The sequence below is a fragment of the Streptomyces sp. NPDC030165 genome (assembly GCF_055573595.1).
In genome coordinates this window covers 175,073-200,162 of record NZ_JBVIBD010000011.1, presented here as the reverse complement: position 1 = coordinate 200,162, position 25,090 = coordinate 175,073, and the positions used below count along the sequence as shown (strand labels likewise).

Sequence of the window (25,090 nt, the reverse complement as noted above, 5' to 3'; positions counted from 1 at the left end):
GGTGCCGGACTTCGGCAGGATGCTGCCATGATCGAGATCCGCACCCCCCGCCTTCTGCTCCGTCGGTGGCACGACGACGACCTCGCGCCCATGGCGGACATCAACGCGGACCCGCAGGTCATGCGCTGGATCGACGACGGCTCGGCGCGCGGCCTGGACGACACGGCTGAGGCCATCGAGCGCTGGGAGGAGGAGTGGGACGAGGAGGGCTTCGGGCTCTTCGCCGTCGAGCTGCTGGCCTCGGGGGAACTGGCCGGCTGTACGGGCCTGTCCGTGCCCGAGTTCCTGCCGCAGGTGCTGCCCGCCGTGGCGATCAGCTGGCGGCTCGGGCCGCAGTTCTGGGGCCAGGGGTATGCCTCCGAAGCCGCCCACGCCACACTCGAGTTCGCACTCCAGGACCGTGGCCTCGACCGTGTCAACAGTATCAACCAGGTGGGCGACGACGCCTCCGAGAACATCGCGCGGAAGCTCGGCATGGAGCTGGAACACGAAACGGCACACCCGGTCTACGGCCGTCCGCTGCGCGTTCACACCATCGATCTGACCGAGTTCGAGGCATGAATCGGTTCAGGCCCTCGGCCGCGGCCACCGATGTCGACCGGATCCGGAACTTGTGGCAGCACATGACATCTCAAGAGAGCCTATGAGCAGCCGGCGTCACTCCTGCCGGAGATCACATACGGCACTGGCCTCGGTCGCTCGTCAGGAGCGCCCGAGGCCAGTGTTGTGACCGGGTCAGCCTTTTCGCCGCCGATACTCAGTTGGCAGAGGAGGATAGCTGCACCTGGGTTTCACGGCTGCATCAGGAAACCCTCTTGAAGCGGAACTGCTGCGCGGTTTCCGCGGACACCGGGAGGTAGAGGCCGTCCTCGGCTTCTTGGCCGTTGACGCTCAAATAGAAAACGGTCCGGATATCAGGGCCGCCTGTGTTGAGCACGACTCTGATCTCCTGGTCCGCGGTGGACACCGTTCGCTTCTTCATGGACCACGTTCCGCTCCCGCCGGCTGTGGTGATCGGGGTTCCGTCCGGCCTGAAGCCTACGGGCACCTTCACTCCGGTCGCCGTTCCGTCCTCGCGCAGGGTCAACTGGGATCCGCGGGAGCCGGTCCAGGACCCGATGACGTCACTGCGCTCCGCCGTGCCCGGCTTCATCGCGTCGATCGCGGCGAAGACCAGGAACCCCCCGGCGGCGAGTACCAGTACGGACGCCGCGATGACCAGCGGCACTACCCTTTTCATCGGATTACCATTTCCTCTTCCCAGACAACTACCTGGAGCTTTGTTCGGAGTGGCCCGCCAATTCCGTCTGCGAGGCCCGTCAGCGGTTTCCCGAACCACTTCTCGACGAAGGGCCTGGCCGACCCGGGCGGATGCAGGAGGGAGTTGATATCAGTTTTATTCTCGATCTGAATCCGCAACTTCGTTTTACCCGTTTTTGCGTCTCGCGAGAGAACGTCGAAATGATATTCATACGAACCCACGAAGGTCGCGGACGAAGTGCCGTACTTCCCTCCCGTACGCGCAACTCTCTCAAACCCGGTGAACCCGTACGTCAGCAGGTCGGTTGCATCGTCGAGCAGCCGGCCCCAGCCCCCGTGTCTCATCAGGTTGTATCCGCCGTCGCGGTCATCCGGGTTGCCCGCGAGAATTTTCTCACGGATGTCATCGCGAACAGTGTCCATCGAGTGGTCATTTCGGAGCTGCTCCGTGAACTCGTCTCCGGCGAGGAAGACGTCCACCCGGTTGCCCGTTCCGGCCAGCCATTGGATGCCGAGCTGGATCGCGCTCGGCGCCGTGGATCCTCCTGCGTTGTTCGCGCCGAAGGTCAGCAGCTCCCGCCATGACTGAAGCTGCATACGCATGACGTCTGTCATGCCCGACTCGGCCTGCCGGGTCACCTCCTCTTGTTGCCGTCGGCGCTCTTCCTCCTCGCGGACCTTGAAGTAGTAGCTCGCAAGAGTGTCGCCGTAGGCTTTCTCCGCCGCGACGGCGTCCTGCCCGGCGGCTTCGGCCGAGGCACGGGCCTGGCGTGCTGCGGCGTAGGCGGAGTCGGCATCGGCGTTGGCCCGCAGCGCGAAGGTGGAGGCCCGGGACGCTTCGTACCCGGCCTTGGTGGCATCGTGCTCGGCCTGGGTGGCCGCGGCGTCGGCCAGGTGGGCCGACTTGTACGCGGCGGCCGCCGATTCCTCGGCCGCCTTGGCGAATGTGTCAGCTTCCGCGGCGTATTCCTGGGCCTTTTTCTGCGAGGCGTTGGCGTCGTCCGCCGCCTCCTTGGCCTCAGTCGCCCGCTTATTGGCCTGTGCCGCGATGACGGCGGCCTCGGCCGCGTTCTTCTGCGCGTTGGCGGCAGCGACGGCGGCTTCGGCGAGCAACTGCGTGATCACGGCATTGTGCGCAGCGGTGAGCTGGTCCCGCCGGGCCGTGGAGTACTGCCCGTTTTGGACGAATGCGTGCAGGGCTTCGGAGGTGCCCTCCAAAGCGACCCTGGCAGCGGCCTTCGTCTCGGCACCGCCGCTGCCCGCCAGCCTGGTGGCGGTGATGCCGTCATCGATCTGCTGGGCTGTGTACTGGCCTTCGCTCAGGAATGCGCGCAGCTTGCCGATCGAGCCGTCCCTCAGTGCTTTGTAAGCCGCGGCCTTGAGCTGTGGCCCGCCGCCGGACGCGAGCTGGGTGGCGCGAATGCTGTAGCCGGTCCGGGCCGCCTCGTCCGCGCCGGTGCGCAGGAACTCGCTGATCTGCTTCGCGTCCCCCTTGAGCGCTTCGCCCGCCGCCTTCCGGACATCTTCGTAGTTGCTGTTGACCGCGAGACTCTGCACGCGCGCGCGTTCGTCCTGCTCGGCGGCCCGCTGCCAGCCGGTGCGCAGGTATTCGGCCACGGCGTCGTCCGAGCCGGTCAGCGCCGCCTTGGCGGCCGCCTGGCTCCACGGGCCGCGGGTCTTCAGCGTGAGGACGGCGACCTTACGGCCCTTGGCCGCGAGCTCCGCGGTCTTGGCCTGAGGATCCTTGGCCTCGGCGAGCAGACGCTTGGCCTCTTCCTCGACGTCGCGCGCGGCCGCGGCCCGCTGGGCCTCTTCCTTCTGCGCCGCCGCCTCGCTCTGCTTCTCGGCCCTGGCCGCCTGGATCGAGGTGTCCGTCCGGGCCTTCAGCTCCTCGGCTTCGAGCTTGGCCGCGACCTCGTGCACCTTCTTGGCCTGGGCCACGGCCTCGGTCGCGGTGTCTGCGGCTTCCTTGGCCGCCTTGGCATGAGCGTCTGCTTCCTTGGCTGCCGTGGCGGCCTCACCGGCGTGCTCTGCCGCCTTCCTGGCGGCGGCTGCGGCGTTCCTGGCGTGTTTGGCCGCGGAGTTGGCCAGCTGGCGCGCCTGTCCGGCGGCGTTGGCGGCTTCGTAGGCGAGGTCGCGTGCCGCGATGGCGGCACGGCGCGACGCCGCGGCGTGGCCGCGTGCGGTCGCCGCCCACTGCTTCGCTCTGGCGGCCTGAACATTGGCCGTACCGGCGTAACTGCCGGCCTCGTCCGCCGCGCTGGCGGCAGCGGCGGCGTTGTCACTGGCCCGGAAGGCCGCGTCCGCGGCCTTTCCCACCGCCTTCGCGGCTATCTCCACCTGCCGGGCCGCTTCTTCGGAGTTCTCCGCGGCAGCTGCGGCGGTGTCGGCGTCCTCGGCGGCCCGTCGCGCCACCGCGGCCGAGCCGGCGTTGACCGCGGCGTTGCCGGCGGCGTCACGGGCCCGCGCTGCTGCCGTCGCGGCGGCAGCAGCAGCGGAAGCGGCCTTCGCGGCGGCGTCCGCGGCCATGCGGGCCGCGTAATTGGCGGCCTGCGCCGCGCTGATGGCCTCCTGCGCGGCGGATGCGGCCTGCTGTGCCGCGTCCGCCGCACGCCCTGCCCAGTCTGCAGCCTTTTGGGCATCCTGGCCGGCCGCCTGGGTCTCCTTGCGCGCCTCGTCAGCCTGCTCCTTGGCCAGCTGAGCCGCCTTCTCCGCCTGCTCGCCGGCCGTCTTGGCCGCGGCGGTCTGCTGTTCGGCGACCTTGCCGGCTTCCTTGGCCTGCTCGGCCAGCTGCGCCACGGTCGCCCGTTCGTGGTCGCGGTTGCGCGCGATGTTCTGGCCCACGGCCAGGAATTCGCGCACGTCCTTGATCGAGCCTCGCAGGGCGGCCGCGGCGGCTTCCTTGGTCGCCGGCCCGCCCGCCGTCATGATCTGCGTGACACGCAGCCGGTCATCCGTCTCCCTGGCCGGATACTGCGTCTGCTCCAAAAACTTGCGGACGTCCTCGATCGAACCCCGCAGCGCGGCCTGTCCGGCTTTAGCGACCGCAGGGCCGCCGTTGGTGGTGACTTGCGTCGCACGGATGCGCAGGTCGGTCTCGGCCGGCTGCTTCCACCCGCTCTTGAGGAAGGTGACGAGGTCTTCCTTGCTGGTTCCGGGTTTCAAGGCCGTGTAGGCGGCTGCACGGACCGTCACCCCTCCCTGCTGGTAGAGACGTGTCGCAGTGACCTTGAGGTCGGTCAGTTCGGCGAAGGCGAACTCGTCGTCGAGGAATTTCCGGACGTCATCGTCCGTCCCCAGCAGCGCCTTCTCCGCTGCCTTCTTGACGTTTGGACCGCTGGTCGACCACAGCTCCACCACGCGCGCCCGAGCAACATTCGACGCCTCGGCGGCAGCGGCAGGGCTCGTTCCGAGCATTCCCGCGATGAGCGTTGAGGGTAACAGCGACAGGCACAACAGGCGCGTCCCGCGTCTGCATCTTTGTCTGGACCGCGCCGACCGGCGCAGAAATTTCTTCACTTGTCGATTCCTTGTGTCGCATTTCACGAGCAACTGCACTTCAGAGCAGTGATCATATCCACGCCTCCGGGGACGACAATGCGAACGGTGATGCCGGCGCCACCGAAACAGGTAACGGAAGTATCACGCGGCCCCCAGGGTTGCACCGGAAAAGGTTGCGAAATGATCACAGTGCCCTCTGGTGTCACCCTGTCGAGTCGGATGGGCGAAAGCGCGCACAGGAATACTTAGGCAAGTTCAAACGAGGGGCGAAATGAGGTGCTACTCTCGGCGATCTCCCTTATCTCGCCATTTCGCCTGGCTGTCTGCCGGGATTTGTACGCTGGAAGGATTCCTCTGTGATACGTCACGCGCCCAGGAAGCTGCTGTCCGCCGGTGCAGCCGGGGCCGCCTTGCTCATCACGGGCTTTACCGCCATGTCGGCCGGCTCCGCGGTAGCTGCACCGACGGCGGGTGAGGATGGCGCTCTGCCCTACATTGTTGAGACATTCGACTACCCCAACGCCGCGAAAATCCTCAAGGAGCAGGGCATCGCCCTGCGAAAGGGTGACGGGCACATCGTTCTGGCCAACTGTCTGGACCCCGACGGCCAGGACATTCAGGTGACCACTTCGATCAGTTACCCGGGACAGCCCGTTCCCGGCCAGTACTGCTTCAAGGTGACCGGGACCGGGAAGACCGGCTACCTCACGCTGGAGATCCCCGAGGTCTACAACATCATGACCGGTGATGTTTCCATTCAGGCCAGCCTCACCGCCGACAAGAAAACCGAGTCGGTGAAGGTGGACAAGAACACCGTCCACGGCTTCGGTGCGGGCGCCACCCCGCCCGGCACTCCGCCCGTCCTGGTGGAGCTTCGCGTCACCGGCTGACCGGCCCGCCCGCGCCCATCCGGGCCATGCGCTTCACCGTATCTCGCACCAGAACCAGACAGGAATTCCCCATGCCTGCCAGACGTCCGCGCGCAGCCCTTGCTGCAGGGCTTCTCACCCTCGCCGCTGCCGGTGGCCTGCTGACCGCCGCCCCGGCCGGTGCCGTGGTCGGCACCGCCACCAAGGACGGCTCCTACCCCTTCACCGCCAAGCTCGACATCGGCGGCACCCGCCACTGCTCAGCCGCTCTCGTCGACGAGCAGTGGCTGCTCACCACCGCCAGCTGCTTCGCCGACAACCCCGCCCAGAGCCTGGAGGTTCCCGCCGGGGCGCCGAAGACGAAGACCACCGCCACGGTGGGCCGCACGGACCTGACCCGTACGGACGGTTTCGTCACAGAGATTGAGCGGCTGGTGCCGCGCAGCGACCGTGACCTGGTCCTGGCCAAGCTCGCCAAGCCCGTCACCGGCATCACCCCCGCCGAGATCACCGCCAAGGCTCCGCTGCCGGGTGAGGACGTCTTCGTCAGCGGCTACGGCCGCACCAGGGACGAATGGGTCCCCGACCGCCTGCACTACGGGCGCTTCTCCGTGGAGGCGGTGAAGGAGACCACGGTCGGTATCAAGGGCAAGGACAACGGCGCCGCCGTCTGCGAAGGCGACACCGGCGCCCCCGTATGGCGTGCCATCTCCGGCCGCTACGAACTGGTCGGCGTCAGCAGCCAGTCGGGGCAGGGGGGCTGCTTCGGCCACGACGACGAGGCCCGCACCGACGCCGTCGTCTCCCGCACCGACGACATCGCCGGCTGGATCCAGCAGGCCCGCCTGTCGACCCTGGTCCCGAACGTCACCCCGGTGATGACGACGGCCGACTTCAACGGCGACGGCCGCACCGATGTCGCCGCGGTGACCAAGGACGGCAACCTCCACGCCTTCTACGGACGCACCGACGGCACCTTCGAATACGGCCGCCCGCTGTGGACGCAGGACGGCGGCTGGAAGGGCATCACCAAGATCATCGGCGGTGACTTCAACGGCGACGGGCACGCCGACATCGCCGCCGTATGGGGCAACGGCTCCCTGCGCCTGTACACGGGCGACTCCCAGGGCACCCTGGCGCAGAACAAGCCGATGTGGGCGGACGAGAAGTTCAACTGGAACGAGATGGTCCAGCTGGCCCGCTTCAAGTCCGGCACCTCCAACCGTGACGGCCTGCTCGCCGTGTGGGGCGGCGGCCCCAAGGGCGCCCTGTACGCCTACGACGCCGGCCCCAGCGGCGCCCTGAACGGCACCAAGCGCAACATGTGGCGCGACGCCACCTGGCAGAACATGAAAAAGATCGCCACCGGCGACTTCAACGGCGACGGCCGTGACGACATCGTCGCCGTCACCAACGTCGGCGGCCTCAACCGCTACACCCGCTACGACAGCAAGGCCGGCGGCGGACTGAGCGAGGGCGTGTCGATGTGGCACGACAACGGCTGGGGCGGCACCCAGATCCTGCTGGCCGGTGACTTCGACGGCGACGGCAAGACCGATGTCGGCTCGCTGTGGAGCGACCAGCAGCGCTTCAACTTCTACAAGGGCGACGGCAAGGGCAACATCACCACGGGCACCCACGCCTGGCCCCGCACCCCCTGAACCGGCCGGAATCGCCGGTGGCATACGGCTCACCCCGTGTGCCACCGACGCTGACCCAACCCACGCTCCGCGGCACAACGAGCCCTGTGACGCCATACCGCACCCGGCCACGGACCGGCGCCGACGAGCAGGCGGCGCTGCGCAAGCTCGCCGCCGGCTGCCCGAAGACCACAGTGACCTTCACCCCGGCACCGTGGCCAGCCCCGCCCGCCGAACCCCCGTGTCGGGGCCTGTCTGCCCCCGCGCCGCGGCCCGACCGCCCAGGGCAGTCGCCCCGGCCGACGTCGGCGGTCACCTACCCGGTGCACTTCGAGGGCTGGGACGACCCGAAGCCCGCACCGAAGCCGACGGTCAGGTACCCGATCCGGTTAGAGACCGATGACCACGGCGGCCCCGGGGCGGTCCAGGCCCTCTTGCCGGGGCCGAGGAGCCTGCCCTGGCCGGCCCGGACGGGCCACGGGAACTGGCGTGCGCTGACGCTAAGCGTCCGGGCCGTCGGTCAGGTGCGTGAGGATGTCGCGGGCGAGAGCGGGCAGAGGGCGTCCGGTGGTGAAGGCACGGGCGCGCAGGCGGGCCGGGGCTTCGTGAACAGTGATCTCCAGGACGCTGGCGAAGGCGCCGACCGCACGGCAGGTGGAAATCCAGTGCTCGTCGATCAGCGCGGCCGGGTGCCAGGGCAACTCGGCGGTGGCGCCCAGGTGGGGCAGGCACCGGTCGGCGACGGCTTCGGCTGTCGCGGCGAACCGGTCGTTGACCGACCCGGGCTTCAGTCGGCCGCCGCGCTCGGTAAACCACAGCGCCGGGTGGTCAGGGAATCCGAAACGAGGACGAACATTCTCGACGTAGTCGGCCACCGCATCGACGGCCCAGTCCATCACCGACAGCACGTTTCGCCGACGCGGCGGCTGCACCTTCTTCACCTTGCCACAGCGGATGTTGAGCGTCCCGTACCGGCCGAACTGCGGCGCCTTCGGATTCCTGCCGAAGTCGACCAGGCGCAGCCTCGACGACTCGGTCCGGTGCAACACCCACCCGTAGATGACCTTGAACAAGGTGGCGTCCCGATGCGCGGCCAGCGCGTCCTTGCGTCTGCTGTGGACCGCCCGTTCCACCTGGTCGTCCGCGTAGTCGAGGAAGCGTTGGAGCTCCTCCCGCGTGAACGGCCGGGCCTCCGGGTCACTTTCGTAATCCTGGAGGTGCGGGATGGTGTTCTACTCGTGGGTGATCGCCACGGGGTACGTCCCGAAGTCCCTCTCGCACACAGGCGCCCAGCCGTAACGAGGGTCGATGATGTACTCGGAGAAGAGCCGCAAGGTCCCCTGATAGCCACGCACCGTCGAGGGTGCCAAGTGTTTCTCCGTGGTCAGCGAAGCCGACCACTCGTCCATGTTCGCCGGCGTCCACAGTCACAGGTACTCGTTCGTGTACGAGTGGAAGGCGCAAACCCGCTTCTCCCGCGGCTCGAACGTTCCCCTCTTGAGGTTGCGGGCCTGCTGCGACTTCCAGCCCCGCAGCATGGCCTTCCACGTGGCGTCTTCGGGGCGGAGGTGGGTGACGCCAGAGACGAGCTCCAGTTTGGCCGATCCGGCCAACTCCACACCTGGCTGACGCATCACGAGCGATCCCTTCTGAAGCTGAGACATGTATCAGAAGGGATCGACGTGCAAGACATGCAGGTGGAGAGCATGTGTCGTGACATCTACGGTAGCGTCGGGGAGTTCTCCGATCAGGCGACCAGGGCAAACGCGACCATCTGATGCAACTCCCGAGACTTTCCGTAGGCGATCGGCAGATGGGGCCAGTACGACCAGCCGGTCTCTTCCTCCAGCCGCTCGAACCGCTCCTGGAGTTCGTCCGCAAGCTCGTCCGGCAGGTCCCAGTCCGGGTACTCCACCACCCGCTCCGGATGCAGTACGCACGGAGCCGGCAGGTAGTCGTCCTCGGCTCCGTGCGGCCGCGGCGGCGCCGGCGCGGACTGTGCGGCAGTCACGGTGCGCCGGTCGCGCCAGAAGATCTGCGGACGCGGCATGTAGTCCGGTTCATGCGCGAAAGGACACCACAGAACCTGCAGGACATCCGATCCTTCGGGAAAAGGCGACCGGGAAGCGGGCTCGGGCAAATCGGCGGCGTAGAGCTGGAGCACCGGCACCATAGGCTGGGCCCAGGACAGCCAGGATGAACCCCTCACCTCGGGGTGGGCATGGTCGTAGTACGGCCACGGCTGCACCTGCGGCCACAGCAGTGGGCCGCCGACCGAACTGTCCTCCACCGTGGGACAACCGGCTCGCGGATGCAGCCGGACGGCCTCGCGGCGGTGGGGGACGAGCTCGGGGAAGAGCGCCTCCACGTCAACGGGGCGTGGCGGGGTGGTACGGAAGGTGTCCCGCGGTGCCATGGGTGATTCCTCGGAAGTTGCGGCGACAGCAGGCCACCGCGAACCTGCCGGCGCCGCGGCGGTCACCATCACGAACCTATACCCGGCGTTCCCCTGGACCTTGTCAGCTGGCGGCGATGACTTTGAGGGGCAGGGCGCGCAGGGATGTGATGTGACTGCGGGCAGCGTTGTGACAACCGACAGCAGGCAACAAGGTGCCCACACGGATGCAACAAACACGAAGGAGCTGGGCTCACGTGTCGATCGTCGACAGGGCAATGCTGGAAAACCAGTTCAGTGCAGACGAGGTGGTCATCTTCACGGAGGAGGAACTGGACGGCATCGAACACGAACCCAGTTGGCGTTTCCTGCGCGAGGTAGGGCTCCCGGTCCGCGCCAACCCATGGTTCGACCTGATCGACAGGTTTGACCCGAAGCTCAAGAAGGCCGGCGCGTGCTACGAGAACCTGAATGCCCGCTGGACGAACCTACCCGACAACGCGGCGGACTGGATCCTGCTCGGCATGGTCCCGTACGACGACATCGCCCTCGACATCGCCACTGGTACCGTCCTGTGCCTTCCCCAGGACGAAGACGAGGTCTACCCGCTCAACAAGGACCTTCGCTCCTTCGCCCACTTCCTCTACCTGCTTGAGGTCGAGCGTCCGAACTACGACGAGGAACTGAACGAAGACCTCAATCATGAGAAGGCCGAGCAAGCCGGGCAGCGTCTGGCCGAGCAGATGCGAGCCATCGACCCGGCAGCCTTGGACGTCCCACACTCTCGGTGGCACAACATCCTGGAATGGGTCTCTGACCCGGACGCCAGGTAATCCACCGCACCAGCGGAACGTCGGTTGCGAAGAGTTTCGTGCCGGGGGCTTTCGCCCCCACTCGCTCTACAAGCGCCTCACGGTACAGGGGTAAGACGGCTTCAGTTGCGGCAGGGCATGGGCGCTACCGGCCCCTTGCCCGCGAAGCGTTCTGCAGGATGCCCGGCCCGCTTGGCAGGTCTTCCGCGCGGCGCCGTTCCAGCGCCCGCGGGGTCGCGGCGCTGGGTTCCGGCAGTCTGACCTGCCTTGCCGCCACGGCCCGCCCCCCGGCCCTGGCGTCGTGTCCCAGCATCGTCCGCCTTGGTCTGCCGCCGGCATTGCCCCGCCGGGCTCCGGCTGTCCGGGAGCCGACGCGGCCGCCAACGCCCAGGTCGATGTGCAGGTGGGCCCAGGTCATCGCGTCACCGTAGCCCTCCTGGTGCAGGGCGAAGGGCCGTTTCATCGGTGGGACCCCGGGGGCCTCGGCACCCGGGGTCCCCGTTGGCGGAGCCCAGTGCCTCAGTGACACTGCCCGCTACCGCTGTAGCAGTGGGAGTAGCCCACGCTGGAAGCGGACGCAGGGTGCTCGGCTCCTTACGCCTGGGGTCCGGTCCTGCGGCGACGTGCGATGACGACGGCCCCGGCACCGGCGAGGACGGCGGCGCCACCGATGGCGGCAAGGGTCGGCAGCCTGTCCGAGGAGCCGGTTTCCGCGAGCGTGCCGCTGACCGGGAGCTCGTCATGGCCGCCGTGCGACGCCGGCTGATTCCCGGCGGTGCCCGGCTTTTCCGGCCTGCCCTTGCCGTCCACGGGCTTGCCCCTGGCGTCGTCGACCGGGCCGGGCTTGCTGTGGGGGGAGAGGACGGTGAAGTCGAACTGGCTGATGTTGTCGAAGCCGCACCGGTCGTCCTCGCCGTAGGAGTACCCGATGGTGAAGAAGTATCCCGTGCCGGCCTTGGCCTTGCCGCCGGCCTTGATGCGCAGCTTGGCGTCCGCGTATTCGCCCGGCTTCAGCTGCTTGACGGTGGCGAAGTCGTCGTTGTCCTGGAACTTGGCGCCCTCGCCTTCGATGGGCTTCCAGGTGTGTGTCTTCGGGTTGAACCACTGCACCGTGACGTCCAGTTCGGCGATGTCGCTGAGTTTCGGGTCGGCGGTGCCGAGGGAGAGGGAGATGTCGGTCGCCCTCACCGCAATCTTGGAGACGTTGGTGACGCGGTAGGTGAAGTCATGCCAGCCGGAATCGGCGACGATCTTGCTCGGGAGACCGGTCAGCCCCGTCTTGCCGCGGTCTACGTCGAAGATCGGGAAGCAGGAGGTGGAGCGGGTTTCGGTGGGGGACGGCGTGGTGCTCGGCTTCGCCGCGCCCGAGGCAGTGGGTGTCGGCTCAGCGGTCGGCCGCTCGGCGGTGGACTCCCCACTGCCCATGTCACCGGCAGCGCTGTCACTGCCGTGGGTGCCGGCGGCGCCGGCGTCGGCGCCGGTCGATGCGGCGGTGGCCGGGTTCGACGCGGAGGGGGTGGTACTGGGCGCCGGCGCCTGGTCCGTCGCAGACGCGGCGGGGGCCGCGAGCAGGGTCAGGGGACTGATGACGGCCGTGACAACTGCGGTCGCCAGGGCACGGTGGAGCTTCATTGAAACCTTTCTTGGGGAGCCGGACTGACGGCCGACGGTGAGGCAAGCGCGGTACGGCCCCGTAGGCGAACAGGTATGTGACCGGCGACGCCATCGAATGGTTGTGCACCGAGCGGACGCGCCCGGCGTGACGATGCTCACCGGGCGCCCGCAGGTCGGCCCGTCCTCGGAGCGTGGCCTGCCAGCGCCCCGCCTGATCTGGCGCCTAGGCCGTTTCTGATGGCTCTTGTCGGGCGGGGTGGGTCAGGTCCGGGGCCGGGCAGGCGTCGGGCATGGTGCGACGACACGAACTGACCGATGCGCAGTGGCGGGCGATTGAGCTGTTGCTGTCGGCCAACGGCAGGCCCGGCGGGCAGTGGTCCGATCACCGGACAGTGGTGAACGGGGTGCTGTTCCGGGCCCGTACCGGAGTGCCCTGGCCGGATCTGCCGGAGCGGTACGGGCCCTGGCAGACCGTTTACGAACGGCATCGCCGCTGGTCGGCGGACGGAACCTGGCAGCGGATCCTGGCCGGGCTACAGATCGAGGCCGACGCCGGAGATCCCGACGGTGTCCTGGCCCGCGAGCTGGAGCGGGAGTGGGCGGTGAACATCGACTCCACCACGTGCCGGGCTCATCAGCATGCGGCCGGGGCCCGTCATCGGCCGCCGCGGGACTTCCCGCAAAAGGGGACGGGGCGCGTGTGGAGGCCGATGGGCGGGGGCGATGGGGCGCTCACGGGGCGGGGTGACCACCAAGGTGCATCTGCTGGCTGACGACCGGGCCCGCCCGCTGGCCTGGCTCACGTCACCGGGCCAGCGGGGCGACAGCCCCATGCTCTGGCCGGTGCTTCAGACGCTGCGCATTCACCGCCGCGGGCCCGGCCGGCCACGCCGTCGCCCGGGCCGGGTGCGCGGCGACAAGGCGTACTCCGGCCGTGACAACCGCGTCTACCTGCGTCGTCGGGGCATCAAGGCGACCATCGCCGAGCCGGACGACCAGCGGGCCAACCGCCACAACCGTGGCCGGGCCGGCAGCCGTCCACCCGCTTTCGACAAAGTCCAGTACCGGCGGCGCAGCGCGGTCGAGCGCTGCGTCAGCAAGTGGAAACAGTTCCGGGCGGTGGCCAGCCGCTACGACAAACGCGACTACGTCTTCAACGGCACCCTCACCGTCACCGCGATCGTCATCTGGCACCGCGACACCGTCCAAGAGCCATCAGAAACGACCTAGGTTCACCCTGGCGATGTGACACCTTGTGACAGATGAGAGGGTCAGGCGGGTGAGTGAGACGACGGTGAAGACCCTGCAATACCGCTCTGACGGGCCGGAAGACGCACCTTGCCTGGTTTTGGGTGCGGCGCTTGGTACCACATGGCACATGTGGGACCGGCAGATACCCGAGCTGACCCGGCACTGGCGTGTCATCCGGTTCGACCTGCCCGGGCACGGTGGGTCGCCCGCCTATCCGGCGTCCTCCGTCGCGGAGCTGGCGGACCGGCTGGTGGCCACACTTGATGTGCTGGGTGTGGAGCGGTTCGGTTATGCGGGGTGTTCCATCGGTGGGGCGATCGGTGCGCAGCTGGCTCTCACCCGGCCGCAGCGGGTCACCTCGCTCGCGCTGATCTCCTCGTCGCCGCGGTACGGTACCGCCGACTCCTGGCGGCAGCGGGGTGTGGTGATCCGTACGAACGGGCTGGACCCGATCGCCCGTACCTCGCCCGAGCGCTGGTTCACCCCCGGCTTCGCGGGGGCCCAGCCCGCCATCGTCGAGTGGGCCGTGCAGATGGTACGTACCACGGATCCCGGCTGCTACATCGCCGCCTGTGAGGCGATGGCCTCCTTCGATGTCCGCTCCTCGCTCCAGCGGATCGGGGTGCCCACCCTCGTCGTCGTCGGTTCCGAGGACCAGGTCACCCCGACCACCGACGCCCGCACCCTGGTGGCCGGCATCCCGGACGCGAGCCTCGCGCTCGTACCCGGGACGTCCCACCTGGCGCCCGTCGAGCAGCCCGCCGCCGTCACCGAGCTGCTGATCCGGCACTTCACCGCCGCTTGGCACGACAAGCCGGGCGCCGCCACGCAGGCCGCGATCGGCGCCGCGGCGCCGAAGCCGGTGCTCGGGCCCGCGCCGCCGCCCCCGCCCGTGGCGCCCGCGGCCATCGAGTCCGGTCTCGCCCAGCCGGAGGCGGTCCGGGGCGGCGCGTACGAGCAGGGCATCAAGGTCCGGCGCGAGGTGCTCGGGGACGCGCACGTGGACCGGGTGGAGGCCGACACGGATGCCTTCACCGGGGACTTCCAGGAGTTCATCACCCGCTACGCGTGGGGCGAGATGTGGACCCGCTCGGGGCTGGACCGGCGTACCCGCAGCATCATCACGCTCACCGCGCTGGTCGCCCGCGGCCACCAGGACGAGCTGGCGCTGCATACCCGTGCCGCGCTGCGCAACGGGCTCACCCCCACGGAGATCAAGGAAGTTCTGCTGCATACCGCGGTGTATTGCGGCGTGCCGGCGGCCAATGCGGCGTTCGCCGTGGCGCAGCGGGTGATTCGTGAGGAGACCACTCCGGAAGGGTGAAGTCAGGGTGGGTAAGAGTAAGTAAGTGTGAGTAAGGGGGTTTGAGGGGGGCTGTGCTGCGGTGCGGGGAAGCCTGGTCCCCTGCCTGTTCCGTGCGTTCCATCAGCCCCGTCTCGCCCGTCCGGCAAGATCGCGCGGCAAGATGGGGGTATGGAACTCACGAAGAAGACCCACGCCTGCGTCCGGCTGGAGAAGGACGGGCAGGTGCTCGTCATCGATCCCGGTGTCTTCAGCGAGCGGGACGCGGCGGTCGGTGCCGACGCCATTCTGATCACTCACGAGCACATGGACCACTTCGACGAGGAGCGGCTGCGTGCGGGGATGGAGACCGACCGCGGTGCCGGGATCTGGGCGCCGGCCAGTGTCGCCGAGCAGATTTCCGCGGCCTTCCCCGGGCGGGTGCACACGGTCGGTGAGGGGGACGCGTTCACGGCCGCCGGGTTCGACGTCGAGGTGCACGGGCAGCTGCATGCCGTGATTCATCCGGACATTCCGCGTGTCACGAACGTCGGCTACCTGATCACCACGGAGGACGACGGCGCGACCGTCTTTCACCCGGGTGACGCGCTCACCGTCCCGCAGGGCCGTACGGTCGACACGCTGCTGCTGCCCGTGCACGCGCCGTGGAACAAGATCGCCGAGGTCATCGACTACGTCCGCGAGGTCCGGCCGCGCCGGGCCATTGACGTGCACGACAGCTTGTTGCAGGACCATGCGCGTCCCGTGTACGACGGCATGATCGACAAGCTCGGCGGTGCCGACCACGCCCGCCTCACCCCCGGTGACCGCACCGGTTTGAACTGACTGTCAGACCCCCGCTGTAGGTTTACGGACATGCGCATCGCGACCTGGAACGTCAATTCGATCACCGCCCGCCTCCCGAGGCTGCTGGCCTGGCTGGAGAACACCGGCACGGACGTGCTGTGCGTCCAGGAGACCAAGTGCTCGGCCGAGCAGTTCCCGTACGACCAGCTGCGCGAGCTGGGCTACGAGGCCGCCGTCAACGCCACCGGCCGGTGGAACGGCGTCGCGCTGCTGTCGAAGGTGGGGCTGGAGGACGTGACCCCCGGCCTGGCGGGCGGCCCGGATTACGAAGGGGTGCAGGAGCCCCGCGCCGTCTCCGCGACCTGCGGGCCGGCCCGCATCTGGTCGGTGTACGTGCCCAACGGCCGCGAGATCGACCACGCGCACTTCGCGTACAAGCTCCAGTGGTTCGAGGCGCTGAAGGCGGCCGTCGCCGAGGACGCGGCGGGTCCGCGCCCGTTCGCGATCCTCGGCGACTTCAACGTCGCGCCGACCGACGACGACGTGTGGGACACCTCCGTCTTCGAGGGCATGACGCATGTGACGCCCGCCGAGCGTGCCGCCCTGGCCTCCCTGCGCGAGGCCGGCCTGTCGGACGTGGTGCCGCGCCCCCTGAAGTACGACAAGCCGTTCACCTACTGGGACTACCGCCAGCTCTGCTTCCCGAAGAACAAGGGCATGCGCATCGACCTGGTGTACGGCAATGAGCCGTTCGCCAAGGCCGTCTCGGACGCGTACGTCGACCGCGAGGAGCGCAAGGGCAAGGGCGCGTCGGACCATGCTCCGGTGGTGGTGGATCTGGAGGTCTGAGCCGGGTGAGGGGATGGGACGAGGGGGCCTGAGCCGGGACGGGGAGCTGAACTGGGTCAGGGAGCTGAGCTGGATCAGGAGGCTGCGCTGGGTGAGCGCCGGACCTTCCGGCGTGGAGGGGCCGTCTCAGGGCCTGCCGGGTACGAGTGCCCGCAGGTCCACCGATTCCCCGAGCGCCCGCAGGCCCGCGTCGCCGGGGTGCAGGTGGTCGCCGCTGTCGTACGCGGGCAGCAGCCGCTGCGGGCGCGCCGGGTCCCTGAGTACCGCGTCGAAGTCCAGTACGGCGTCGAAGCCCGCGCCGCGCGTCCGGATCGCGGTGTTCACGGCGGTACGCCGCGCGTCGACCGCCGCCGTGCAGTCCGCGAAGCCCTCGCACGGCGCGACGGTCGCGGCCACCACCCGCAGCCCGCGCTCGTGCGCGCGCCGGGCGATGGCCCGCAGGCCTGCCACGACCGCGTGCGCCGGGGTCCCGGCCCGTACGTCGTTGATGCCCTCGAAGACCACCACCGTACGGACCGAGGGCTGCGCCAGGACGTCCCGCTCCAGCCGGTGCTCCGCGCTGACTCCGCTGGTGGTGGCGCTCACGCCGTCACCCGGATAGCGGTCGGTGACGACCCGGTTTCCCGCGATGCCGCTGTTGAGCACGCCGTAGCGCGGCAGCCGGTCCTGTGCCTGGAGGCGGCGGGCCAGTACGTCCGGCCAGCGCCGGTCGGCGCCCGCCGTCGAGCCCGAGCCGTCGGTGATGGAGTCGCCGAGCGTCACGACCGTGCCGGGACCGCCCGCGACCTCCACCCCGGTCAGGAACGGCCAGCCGGTCAGCGTGCCCGGGTACGCCGTGCCGCCGGTGTCACCCGTACGGTCGCCGCTGCCCGGCGCGCTGACGTAGGAGACCTGCCGGGATTCCCGGTGCACCGGCGCCGCTGTCACCGTGCCCGGCAGATGCAGGCTGACCAGCAGTTTGCGGTCCGCGCGCACGGTGAAGGGCAAGGGATCGCTGTACGCTTGGGCGCCGGCCGGGACCTGTACCCCGCGGCGCCCGCCGAAGGTCAGCGGTACCGGCGCGCGGGCGGCTCCGGCGCCGCCGTCCGTGCCCTGTACGGCCACGCTCGCCGCCCCGAAGTCCACCGGCGCCGAAGCGAAGGTGTTCGCCAGCCGGACCCGGACCCGCGGCCCGCCCGCGCCGGTGTGCACGACCAGCCGCAGCGTCTGGTCGCGCCACGGCCCGGCCTTCGCGTACCCGGCGGTACTCGCGCCCCAACCGCCCGTCCAGCCCGCACCGTTGTCGCGCACCGCCGCGGCGAAGACATGCAGGTCGGCGTCCGGGCCCGGGTCCTTCGGCAGCACGACGGCGGACACCTCGCGCCCACGCGCCACCGGCACGCCCACCGCGTAGAGCCGCGTCCGCTCCGCCCGTTGGCCGCCGGGCGTGTTGATGTGCGGCAGCGCCACCGCCTTGGTGCTGAGCGGGCCCGTACGCCAGTCCGGCGCGGTCAGCCGGTACGTGCTGCGCGACCCGTCCCGGTAGTGGACCGTGCCGCTCCCGGTCGCCGCGCCGCCCGTCGCGGCCACCAGCAGCGACAGCGCGTCACCGCGCCCGCGCAGCCGTACCGTCTGGCCGTCGGCCCGTACGTTGTCCGGGCGGCCCGCGGTGGCACGCGGCCACCGCAGCCGGGCCGCGTCGACGGTCAGCACCCGCCCCGGCGTCCAGCCCGCGGCGGCGAGGTCCCGTGCGGACAGCGAGTTGCCGTCGCCGTCGAAGTCCGCCGACGCCGGGTCGGACGGCTCGCTGACCGCCGTGTTGTCGAAGAGTCTCTCCAACGGCACCGGGGCCGTGGCCCGTTGTGCCGGCGCCGCCATCGCCATCGCCATCGCCGCCGTCGCCGGTGCGGCCGCGGGGGCGAGGGAGAAGCAGAGAGCCGGGGCGAGCAGCGTGCCCCACAGTCGTACGCGCATGCGGTCTTCCTTCCGCCGTACAGCAAAGGAGTACGAGGATGAGTACGAGGCCGAGCACGGGCCCGGCCGGATCCGGTGGCCCGGGCGGTGATCCGGCCATCGGCCTGCCGCGCGCCTGTGGCCACCGCCCCGGCCCGGGTGGGACGCTACGCCCATGAACATGTCTTTCCTGGACAAGTGGCGCAAGCGCCCGGAAGTGGTCCCTGCTGTGGAAGACGACCCCGAAGGCGCGGCGATGCTCCTGGCGGAGTGCGAGCTGCTGCGTGCCCAGGCCCAGACCGAAGGCGTGGAACTGGACGACTCGGTGGCCTCTTTGGAGGCACTGGACCAGTTGCGCCCCGCCTGGCGTGACGACCCCGAGGTGGTCACCTGGCTCGGCAACGACGCGGGCTGCTACCTGGGTACGGTGCTGGTACGGACGGTGCCCGGCGCGGCCTGGAAGGTGTGGCCCGGCGGCGAGCCGTTGGTCCGGCTGGCCTCCGGCCGGGAGGTGGACGTGGTGACGGCGGGCCGGGACTGGGCGGCCAACGGGGCGCCCGAACTGTCCCAGCTCTACGCGGAGGCCGCGGAGAGCTGACCGCCGGGCACACGGGTAGCCGCGGAGAGCCTTCCGCCGGTCACACGGGAAGCCGCCGAGAGCTGATCCCCGATCGCTCGGAAGGCCGCCGCGAGCTGGCCACCGGGCACACGACGAACCACCGAGAGCTGACCGCCGGTCACCCGGAAGGCCGCCGCGAGCTGGCCACCGGGCCTGAGGGAAGACGCCGTGAGCCCAGAGGGTGCGCCTCGCCGAGTGCCGGTCACACGAATCCGATGTCGTACGCCAGCCGCCACCGGTCGGCCCGTACGACGATGTCCGAGGTCTCCACGGCGCGCCCGTCCGCGTCGAAGTGGGTGCGTTCCACGGCCGTCACGCACTGGCCGGGGGAGCAGCCCAGCGCCTCCGCCTCGGCGCTGGAAGCGGGCCGGGACCCCACGCGCTCCTCGGCGCGCACCACCCGGATTCCGATGGCGGCCATGCGCCCCCGCACTCCGCGCCGGGCATAGGGCCCGCACTCCGGGAAGACGACGTCCGTGCCCTCGGTGATGGCGAGCGGCTCCCAGCTCGTGGCGAGTTGGACGGGCTGGCGGTTGGCCAGGTACTCGTACACCGAGCGGACGACGCCGGTGCCCGGCACGATGCACAGCCGCCGGGCCACCCGGTCCGACGCCGCGTCCGTCGTCGAGGACACCTCCCAGGTCAACGGCGCGCCGTCGGGTGAACCCTCCAGGGTGATGCGGGCGGCGAACGGGGAGTCCACGGCGCCCGTGGAGCGCAGCAGGGTCCCGATCGGTGCCCGGTCGGCGACGAACACCCCCCGCCCGAACTGCCCTTCCGCGTAGCCGGCGGCCTTCAGGACGCGGACCGCGCGGTCCACGGTCTGGTCGCTGGCTTCGTACGCCCGCTTCAGCTCGGACCGGGAGGGGATCCGCGCGCCGACGGGCAGCGCCCCGTCGTCGATCTGGCGGCGCAGATCGTCGGCGATGCGCTGGAAGACTGGCCGGTTGTCACGCATGCCCCACAGGCTAGGTACGCAGGCAGGCACTGTGTACCTAGGGGAGTGGCGCGGAGCAGGGGGCGCGGGCCGGAGAGCGCGTACCGGGCAGGCGTGGGCACTTTTCCCGGTAACCGGGGATTATCGGGGCATTCGTGCGTGTCAGGGGAAAAGTACTGCTCTGGGGCAGGTAGTTTGCGGGGTCTTGCGGTGTCCTGGCTGTACGGATGAGAGTGAGCAGGCTGCACATGGCCGGTGATGCGCTGATCGAGCTGCGCGGGGTCAACAAGCACTACGGGAAGCTCCATGTCCTCCAGGACATCGACCTCACCGTCGGCCGCGGCGAGGTGGTGGTCGTCATCGGGCCCTCCGGGTCCGGCAAGTCCACCCTGTGCCGCACCATCAACCGCCTGGAACCGATCGAGTCCGGCACCATCACCCTGGACGGCCACCCGCTCCCCGAAGAGGGCCGCGAACTGGCCAGACTCCGTACCGAAGTGGGCATGGTCTTCCAGTCCTTCAACCTCTTCGCGCACAAGAGCGTGCTGGCCAACGTGATGCTCGCGCCGGTCAAGGTCCGTAAGCGCAAGAAGGAGGAGGCCGAGCAGCGGGCCCGCCAACTCCTGGAGCGGGTGGGGCTGGCCGCGCACGCCGACAAGTACCCGGCGCAGCTCTCCGGCGGGCAGCAGCAGCGCGTGGCGATCGCCCGCGCGCTGGCCATGGAGCCGCAGGCGCTGCTCTTCGACGAGCCGACCTCCGCCCTCGACCCCGAGATGATCAACGAGGTGCTGGAGGTCATGCAGCAGCTCGCGCAGGAGGGCATGACGATGGTCGTCGTCACCCATGAGATGGGGTTCGCGCGCTCCGCCGCCAACCGCGTCGTCTTCATGGCCGACGGCCGGATCGTCGAGGACCGTACGCCGGAGGAGTTCTTCACCGCGCCCGAGAGCGACCGCGCCAAGGACTTCCTCTCCAAGATCCTCAAGCACTGACCGGGGGCGCCGCCATGCACCAGACCCGAACCGCCTTCGTGGCGCTCGCGCTGACCGCCGCCGCTCTGCTGGCCGCCGGCTGCGGCAAGTCCGGCAGCCCGCCGGTCAAGGGTCCCAAGGGCAGCGAACTGCCCCGCTACACGACCGCCGGGGATTTCCGGCTGCCCGCCTCCGCGACCTGGCGCAAGGCCGAGAGCCGTGGCCGGCTGGTCGTCGGCGCCAAGGAGGACCAGCCGTACATGGGCGAGCGGGACCCGGCCTCCGGGACGTACACCGGCTTCGACATCGAGATCGCCAAGATGCTGTCGGCCTCGCTCGGCTTCGACCCGAAGGGCATCCAGTTCAAGACCATCGCCTCCGCCAACCGGGAGACGGCCCTGCAGAACGGCCAGATCGATTTCTACGTCGGCACCTACACCATCAACGCCAAGCGCAAGCAGCAGGTGGGCTTCGCGGGCCCGTACTACATGGCGGGGCAGGGCCTGCTGGTGCGCAAGGACCAGAAGGGCATCGACGGGCCGGGGGACCTGGCGGGCCGGAAGGTCTGCTCGGCGGCCGGTTCCACGCCGTACCAGCGCATCAAGGCCGATTACCCGAAGGCCGACCTGGTCGCCTACGACACGTACTCGGTGTGCGTGGACAACCTGCTCACCTATCAGGTCGACGCCGTCACGACCGACGACGCGATCCTCATGGGCTACGCCGCCAAGGTGCCCGACGAGCTGAAGCTGGCGGGCAAGCCGTTCTCCGAGGAGCCGTACGGCATCGGCGTGCCGCGCGGGGACACCGCGCTGCGCTTCGCGCTGGACGACGCGCTCGCCGCCCACGAGAAGAACGGCGACTGGAAGAAGGCGTACGACGCGACACTGGGCCTGTCCGGCGTCCCCGCTCCGCGGCCGCCCGCCATCGACCGCTACCCGGCGAGCTGAGGACGAGGACCGACCGGATGAACGTACTGCTGGACAACTTCTCGCTCTACGGGGAGGGCCTGCTCGGCACCGTCGAGCTGACCGTCTTCGCCTCGCTGCTCGCGCTCGTCGTCGGGGTGCTGATGGCCGCCTTCCGGGTGGCGCCGGTCGGCGCGCTGCGGGCGTTCGGCACCGTGTGGGTGATGGTGCTGCGCAACACGCCGCTGACGCTGCTGTTCTTCGCGGTGCTGCTGGGCCTGCCGCGCTTCGGCGTCGTACTGCCCTTCAAGATCTTCGCCATCCTGGCGCTGGGCTGCTACACCTCCGCCTTCATCTGCGAGGCGGTGCGCTCCGGCATCAACACCGTGCCGGTGGGCCAGGGCGAGGCGGCCCGGAGCCTCGGCATGACCTTCTCGCAGACGCTGGGCGACGTGGTGCTGCCGCAGGCGTTCCGTACCGTCATCCCGCCCGTCGGCTCCACACTCATCGCGCTCGCCAAGAACTCCGCGATCGCCGGCTCCTTCAGCGTCGTCGAACTCCTCGGTACCTACAAGACACTCAACGAGCTGGGCTACAGCATCATCTGGACCTTCGTCTGGATCGCCGTCGGCTACCTGATCGTGACCCTGACCATCAGCGCGCTGTTCAACGTGCTGGAAAAGCGCTGGGGGGTTCCCCGATGACCGCCACCACCGCCCTCTACGACGTTCCCGGACCGCACACCAGGCGCCGGCACCGGTTCTACGGCGCGGCGGCGACGGTGGTGATCCTCGCCCTCGTGGCCTGGGTCGTGTACCTGCTGATCGACACCGGCCAGTTCAGTGCCCGCAAGTGGACGCCGTTCGCGTACCAGGGCATCCAGGAACTGCTGCTCGAAGGGCTGGGCAACACGCTCAAGGCGTTCGCGATCGCCGCCGTGCTCTCGCTCGCGCTGGGCGCGCTGCTGGCCGCCGGGCGGCTCTCGGAGCACGCGCCGGTCCGCTGGGTGAGCACGCTGCTGGTGGAGTTCTTCCGGGCGATGCCCGTACTGGTCATGATCTTCTTCGTCTACGTGGCGCTGAAGGCGGAGCCGCTGTACGCGCTGATCGCGGGGCTGACGCTGTACAACGGCTCGGTGCTGGCCGAGGTGTTCCGGGCCGGCGTGCACTCCGTCGACCGGGGGCAGCGGGAGGCCGCGTACGCGCTGGGGATGCGCAAGACGCAGGTCATGACGCACGTCCTGGTGCCGCAGGCGGTCCGCGCCATGCTGCCCACCATCATCAGCCAGCTGGTGGTCGCGCTGAAGGACACCTCGCTCGGCTTCCTGATCACCTACGAGGAGTTCCTGCACGCCGGCAAGCTGATCGCCTCCAACCTCGATTACGACCTGCCGTTCATCCCGGTCGTCCTGATCGTCTCGCCCATCTACATCGGTCTGTGCATGCTGCTGTCGTGGTGCGCGTACCGCGTGGCCGAGCGGCAGCGGAAGAGTCCGAAGACGGACGCGGTGGACGTGAACGCGCCGGAGCCCGGGACACTGCTGCCGGGGGCACAACAGCAGCACTGAGCCCCCGGCCCCGTACTCAGTCGCGCACCGGCACCGACACCCACGACGGGTCGTGCGCGGGCGAGGAGAAGGTGAGCTCGGCGCCGGACGGGTTGTGCTCGATGTAGAGCGGGTCCACGGAGTCCACGACCACCGCCAGCCGGTGGCCCGCCGGGACGTCGTACGCCGTCGAGAACAGCTCCAGGTCCACGCCGAACGGCCGGCCCGGCGCCTTGTCGTGGAAGGTGAACGGCGCGTGCGAGACCAGCTTGCCGACGCCGAGCGGCCCCACGTCGTACAGGTAGGCGATGCCGGTGCCGCTCTCCGCGGTGCTGGTGACGGTGGTGTGCAGCTTCGCCGTTCCGCGTACGTGCTGCGCGGAGGTGTACCGCTCGGACTGCCATACGGCGGCGGCCGAGCGCGGCAGCAGCGGGATCGAGGCCACCGGCGGCAGTCGGAAGAACTGGTCCAGGAGGCTGGAGAGGAAGACCGTGCCGCCGTTGGCGCCGGAGTCGCGGTCGGTACGGATCTGCCGGGTGCCGTTCAGCTCGATACGGCGGTTCCCGGAAGGGACGTCCTTCCAGCTCTTGTACCCCTCGTAGGCGCCGGTGGAGCGGGACTTCAGCTGGACGGGCGCCTCGCGGTCGACGCCGTTGTCGGCGCCCTTGAGGTAGTGGTCGAACCAGCGCCTGGTGTGGTCCCAGGTGTCGTTGGGCAGGCCGAGCAGGCCCAGGCCCTCGGCGGTGGCGTGGTCGCCGGGCCGGAACTCCAGCCGCTTGGGGCCCTTGAGCTTCTCGTAGAAGTCGGCGTACTGGTTGGGCGGGAAGAGCGAGTCGCCCCAGGCGTTGCCCAGCATGATCGCCGCGCCGTTGGCGTTGATCCGGTCCAGGTAGGTGACCGGGGACCGCTTCGCGCCCCACTTGATCATGTCGCCTTCCTTGGCCAGGTTGGAGCCGAGGAAGTCCTTGAGGATGGTCTTCAGCTCCGGGCTGGGGCGCCCGGTGAGCGCACCGGCGCCGCCCAGCAACGCGGCCGCCTGCTGATGCTGGGTGCGCCCGCTGTAGATCGAGTCGATCAGATCGGCCCAGCCGCTCAGCGCCGCGACCGCCTTGACACGCTTGTCGAAGGCCGAGGTCAGCAGGCTGATTCCGGCGCCGTACGAGACGCCGCCCATGCCCACCTTCGCGGGGTCGGCCGGGGTGTGGGCCAGTGCCCAGTCGATGACCTTGGAGGCGTCGGCGATGTCCGGAGGGCCGGCCGTCTCGATCTGTCCGCCGGACTGCCAGAAGCCGCGCGAGTTGTAGCCCACCACCACGTACCCGGCGTCGGCGAGCTTCTTGGCCTGCGCGACGTATTCGATCTGCGGCATGGCCCAGCTGGTGGGGAGCACGATCAGCGGGTAGCGGCGGCCGGGGACGGCGTCGCCCGGGGTGAAGACGTTGGCCTTCAGGGTGATGCCGCCGTCGCCCTCGATGTCCACGAACTTCACGTCGGGGAACTTCGCCGCGAGTTCCTGCTGCGTGGCGGCGCCGGCGGTGGGCGCACTCGTGGCGGGGGCGTGCGGTGCGGTGGTGGCGGAGTTCGCCGCGGGGGCACCGGTGAGGGTGGTGGTGGCGAGCACGGCCGCGGAGACGGTGCCGACGGTGGTGCGCAGCGTGGTGCGGGAGGGCGACATCTACTGCTCCTAGTGCTTCAAGACTGAAGTGACTGGAGAGTAAGGTGCGCTTCTTACCGCTGGTAACCCGTCGGTAGGTTACGGATGGGTAACACCGGGGCGTCCGGGACGGGCGGTGGGGGGGGGGGGGGGGGGGGGGGGGGGGGGGGGGGGGGGGGGGGGGGGGGGGGGGTGGGGAGAGGGGGGGGGGGGGGGAGTAGCGCGAAGACGGCGGGCGTCAGT

The 25,090-nt window shown here is 69.6% G+C and carries 22 protein-coding genes; 13 read left to right on the top strand and 9 right to left on the bottom strand.

Going from position 1 to position 25,090, the window contains the following annotated elements:
- Positions 1 to 27: 27 nt before the first annotated feature.
- On the top strand, positions 28 to 561 hold the full coding sequence (locus tag ACZ4Z1_RS22295) for a GNAT family N-acetyltransferase (RefSeq protein ID WP_468488341.1): 534 nt from the start codon (positions 28 to 30) through the stop codon (positions 559 to 561).
- 241 nt (positions 562 to 802) lie between these two features.
- Here the strand turns inward: ACZ4Z1_RS22295 and ACZ4Z1_RS22290 are convergent, their stop codons facing one another.
- Entirely contained in the window at positions 803 to 1,240 is a 438-nt protein-coding gene (locus tag ACZ4Z1_RS22290; RefSeq protein WP_468488340.1) for a hypothetical protein, read from the bottom strand.
- Positions 1,237 to 4,779 carry a hypothetical protein gene (locus ACZ4Z1_RS22285; protein ID WP_468488339.1) on the bottom strand — a complete coding sequence of 1,181 codons (3,543 nt, stop codon included), beginning with the start codon at positions 4,777 to 4,779 and terminating at the stop codon, positions 1,237 to 1,239. Before ACZ4Z1_RS22285 ends, ACZ4Z1_RS22290 begins: the two co-directional genes overlap by 4 nt.
- A 338-nt stretch (positions 4,780 to 5,117) precedes the next feature.
- On the opposite strand from ACZ4Z1_RS22285, the gene ACZ4Z1_RS22280 reads away from it, so the two are divergent.
- Both ACZ4Z1_RS22280 and ACZ4Z1_RS22275 read left to right on the top strand, forming a co-directional pair.
- Positions 5,118 to 5,651, top strand: a complete 534-nt coding sequence (locus ACZ4Z1_RS22280) for a hypothetical protein (RefSeq protein ID WP_468488338.1) — start codon at positions 5,118 to 5,120, stop codon at positions 5,649 to 5,651.
- A gap of 71 nt (positions 5,652 to 5,722) precedes the next feature.
- A complete protein-coding gene (locus ACZ4Z1_RS22275; protein WP_468488337.1) occupies positions 5,723 to 7,291 on the top strand; it encodes a trypsin-like serine protease in 1,569 nt (522 codons plus the stop codon).
- A 479-nt stretch (positions 7,292 to 7,770) separates the two neighbouring features.
- On the opposite strand, the gene ACZ4Z1_RS22270 is transcribed toward ACZ4Z1_RS22275, so the two are convergent.
- From ACZ4Z1_RS22270 to ACZ4Z1_RS22260, 3 genes are all read right to left on the bottom strand, one after another.
- Positions 7,771 to 8,403, bottom strand: a complete 633-nt coding sequence (locus ACZ4Z1_RS22270; RefSeq protein ID WP_468488336.1) for a hypothetical protein — start codon at positions 8,401 to 8,403, stop codon at positions 7,771 to 7,773.
- 294 nt (positions 8,404 to 8,697) lie between these two features.
- Complete coding sequence (locus ACZ4Z1_RS22265; protein ID WP_468488335.1) at positions 8,698 to 8,907, bottom strand: hypothetical protein; 210 nt, start codon at positions 8,905 to 8,907, stop codon at positions 8,698 to 8,700.
- Between the two features lie 110 nt (positions 8,908 to 9,017).
- On the bottom strand, positions 9,018 to 9,638 hold the full coding sequence (locus ACZ4Z1_RS22260; RefSeq protein WP_468488334.1) for a hypothetical protein: 621 nt from the start codon (positions 9,636 to 9,638) through the stop codon (positions 9,018 to 9,020).
- Between the two features lie 284 nt (positions 9,639 to 9,922).
- On the opposite strand from ACZ4Z1_RS22260, the gene ACZ4Z1_RS22255 reads away from it, so the two are divergent.
- Complete coding sequence (locus ACZ4Z1_RS22255; protein ID WP_468488333.1) at positions 9,923 to 10,498, top strand: SUKH-4 family immunity protein; 576 nt, start codon at positions 9,923 to 9,925, stop codon at positions 10,496 to 10,498.
- 573 nt (positions 10,499 to 11,071) lie between these two features.
- Here the strand turns inward: ACZ4Z1_RS22255 and ACZ4Z1_RS22250 are convergent.
- Positions 11,072 to 12,109: an LAETG motif-containing sortase-dependent surface protein gene (locus ACZ4Z1_RS22250; RefSeq protein WP_468488332.1), complete on the bottom strand. Its 1,038-nt coding sequence runs from the start codon at positions 12,107 to 12,109 to the stop codon at positions 11,072 to 11,074.
- Between the two features lie 272 nt (positions 12,110 to 12,381).
- Between ACZ4Z1_RS22250 and ACZ4Z1_RS22245 the strand changes: the two genes are divergently transcribed.
- The 4 genes from ACZ4Z1_RS22245 to ACZ4Z1_RS22230 all read left to right on the top strand — a co-directional run bounded on the left by ACZ4Z1_RS22245 (position 12,382) and on the right by ACZ4Z1_RS22230 (position 16,280).
- Positions 12,382 to 13,321 (top strand): IS5 family transposase gene (locus ACZ4Z1_RS22245; protein WP_468488331.1). Its coding sequence is split into 2 segments (ribosomal slippage): positions 12,382 to 12,752 and positions 12,751 to 13,321, totalling 942 coding nucleotides; the frame shifts between segments, so codons are not numbered across the junction.
- Positions 13,322 to 13,370: 49 nt separating this feature from the next.
- Positions 13,371 to 14,666: a bifunctional 3-oxoadipate enol-lactonase/4-carboxymuconolactone decarboxylase PcaDC gene (gene pcaDC, locus ACZ4Z1_RS22240; protein ID WP_468488330.1), complete on the top strand. Its 1,296-nt coding sequence runs from the start codon at positions 13,371 to 13,373 to the stop codon at positions 14,664 to 14,666.
- A gap of 150 nt (positions 14,667 to 14,816) precedes the next feature.
- Positions 14,817 to 15,470 carry an MBL fold metallo-hydrolase gene (locus ACZ4Z1_RS22235; protein ID WP_468488329.1) on the top strand — a complete coding sequence of 218 codons (654 nt, stop codon included), beginning with the start codon at positions 14,817 to 14,819 and terminating at the stop codon, positions 15,468 to 15,470.
- Positions 15,471 to 15,500: 30 nt separating this feature from the next.
- Entirely contained in the window at positions 15,501 to 16,280 is a 780-nt protein-coding gene (locus tag ACZ4Z1_RS22230) for an exodeoxyribonuclease III (protein WP_468488328.1), read from the top strand.
- Positions 16,281 to 16,406: 126 nt separating this feature from the next.
- On the opposite strand, the gene ACZ4Z1_RS22225 is transcribed toward ACZ4Z1_RS22230, so the two are convergent.
- Positions 16,407 to 18,233, bottom strand: coding sequence for an SGNH/GDSL hydrolase family protein (locus ACZ4Z1_RS22225; protein WP_468488327.1), 1,827 nt, complete (start codon positions 18,231 to 18,233; stop codon positions 16,407 to 16,409).
- A 154-nt stretch (positions 18,234 to 18,387) separates the two neighbouring features.
- Between ACZ4Z1_RS22225 and ACZ4Z1_RS22220 the strand changes: the two genes are divergently transcribed.
- The gene (locus ACZ4Z1_RS22220; RefSeq protein WP_468488326.1) at positions 18,388 to 18,810 is read left to right on the top strand and encodes a DUF6278 family protein; all 423 of its coding nucleotides are present in this window, start codon (positions 18,388 to 18,390) and stop codon (positions 18,808 to 18,810) included.
- Between the two features lie 223 nt (positions 18,811 to 19,033).
- Here ACZ4Z1_RS22220 and ACZ4Z1_RS22215 read toward each other — a convergent pair whose 3' ends face one another.
- Positions 19,034 to 19,789 (bottom strand): GntR family transcriptional regulator, encoded by a 756-nt coding sequence (locus tag ACZ4Z1_RS22215; RefSeq protein ID WP_468488325.1) that lies wholly within the window; start codon positions 19,787 to 19,789, stop codon positions 19,034 to 19,036.
- A 227-nt stretch (positions 19,790 to 20,016) separates the two neighbouring features.
- On the opposite strand from ACZ4Z1_RS22215, the gene ACZ4Z1_RS22210 reads away from it, so the two are divergent.
- From ACZ4Z1_RS22210 to ACZ4Z1_RS22195, 4 genes are read left to right on the top strand one after another with little or no spacing between them, the layout of a single operon-like run.
- Positions 20,017 to 20,760 (top strand): amino acid ABC transporter ATP-binding protein, encoded by a 744-nt coding sequence (locus ACZ4Z1_RS22210; RefSeq protein WP_468488447.1) that lies wholly within the window; start codon positions 20,017 to 20,019, stop codon positions 20,758 to 20,760.
- A 14-nt stretch (positions 20,761 to 20,774) separates the two neighbouring features.
- Positions 20,775 to 21,689: a glutamate ABC transporter substrate-binding protein gene (locus ACZ4Z1_RS22205; protein WP_468488324.1), complete on the top strand. Its 915-nt coding sequence runs from the start codon at positions 20,775 to 20,777 to the stop codon at positions 21,687 to 21,689.
- A gap of 17 nt (positions 21,690 to 21,706) precedes the next feature.
- Entirely contained in the window at positions 21,707 to 22,351 is a 645-nt protein-coding gene (locus ACZ4Z1_RS22200; protein ID WP_468488323.1) for an amino acid ABC transporter permease, read from the top strand.
- Complete coding sequence (locus tag ACZ4Z1_RS22195; RefSeq protein ID WP_468488322.1) at positions 22,348 to 23,214, top strand: amino acid ABC transporter permease; 867 nt, start codon at positions 22,348 to 22,350, stop codon at positions 23,212 to 23,214. Before ACZ4Z1_RS22200 ends, ACZ4Z1_RS22195 begins: the two co-directional genes overlap by 4 nt.
- A gap of 16 nt (positions 23,215 to 23,230) precedes the next feature.
- Here ACZ4Z1_RS22195 and ACZ4Z1_RS22190 read toward each other — a convergent pair whose 3' ends face one another.
- A complete protein-coding gene (locus tag ACZ4Z1_RS22190; RefSeq protein ID WP_468488321.1) occupies positions 23,231 to 24,868 on the bottom strand; it encodes an alpha/beta fold hydrolase in 1,638 nt (545 codons plus the stop codon).
- Between the last annotated feature and the right edge of the window lie 222 nt (positions 24,869 to 25,090).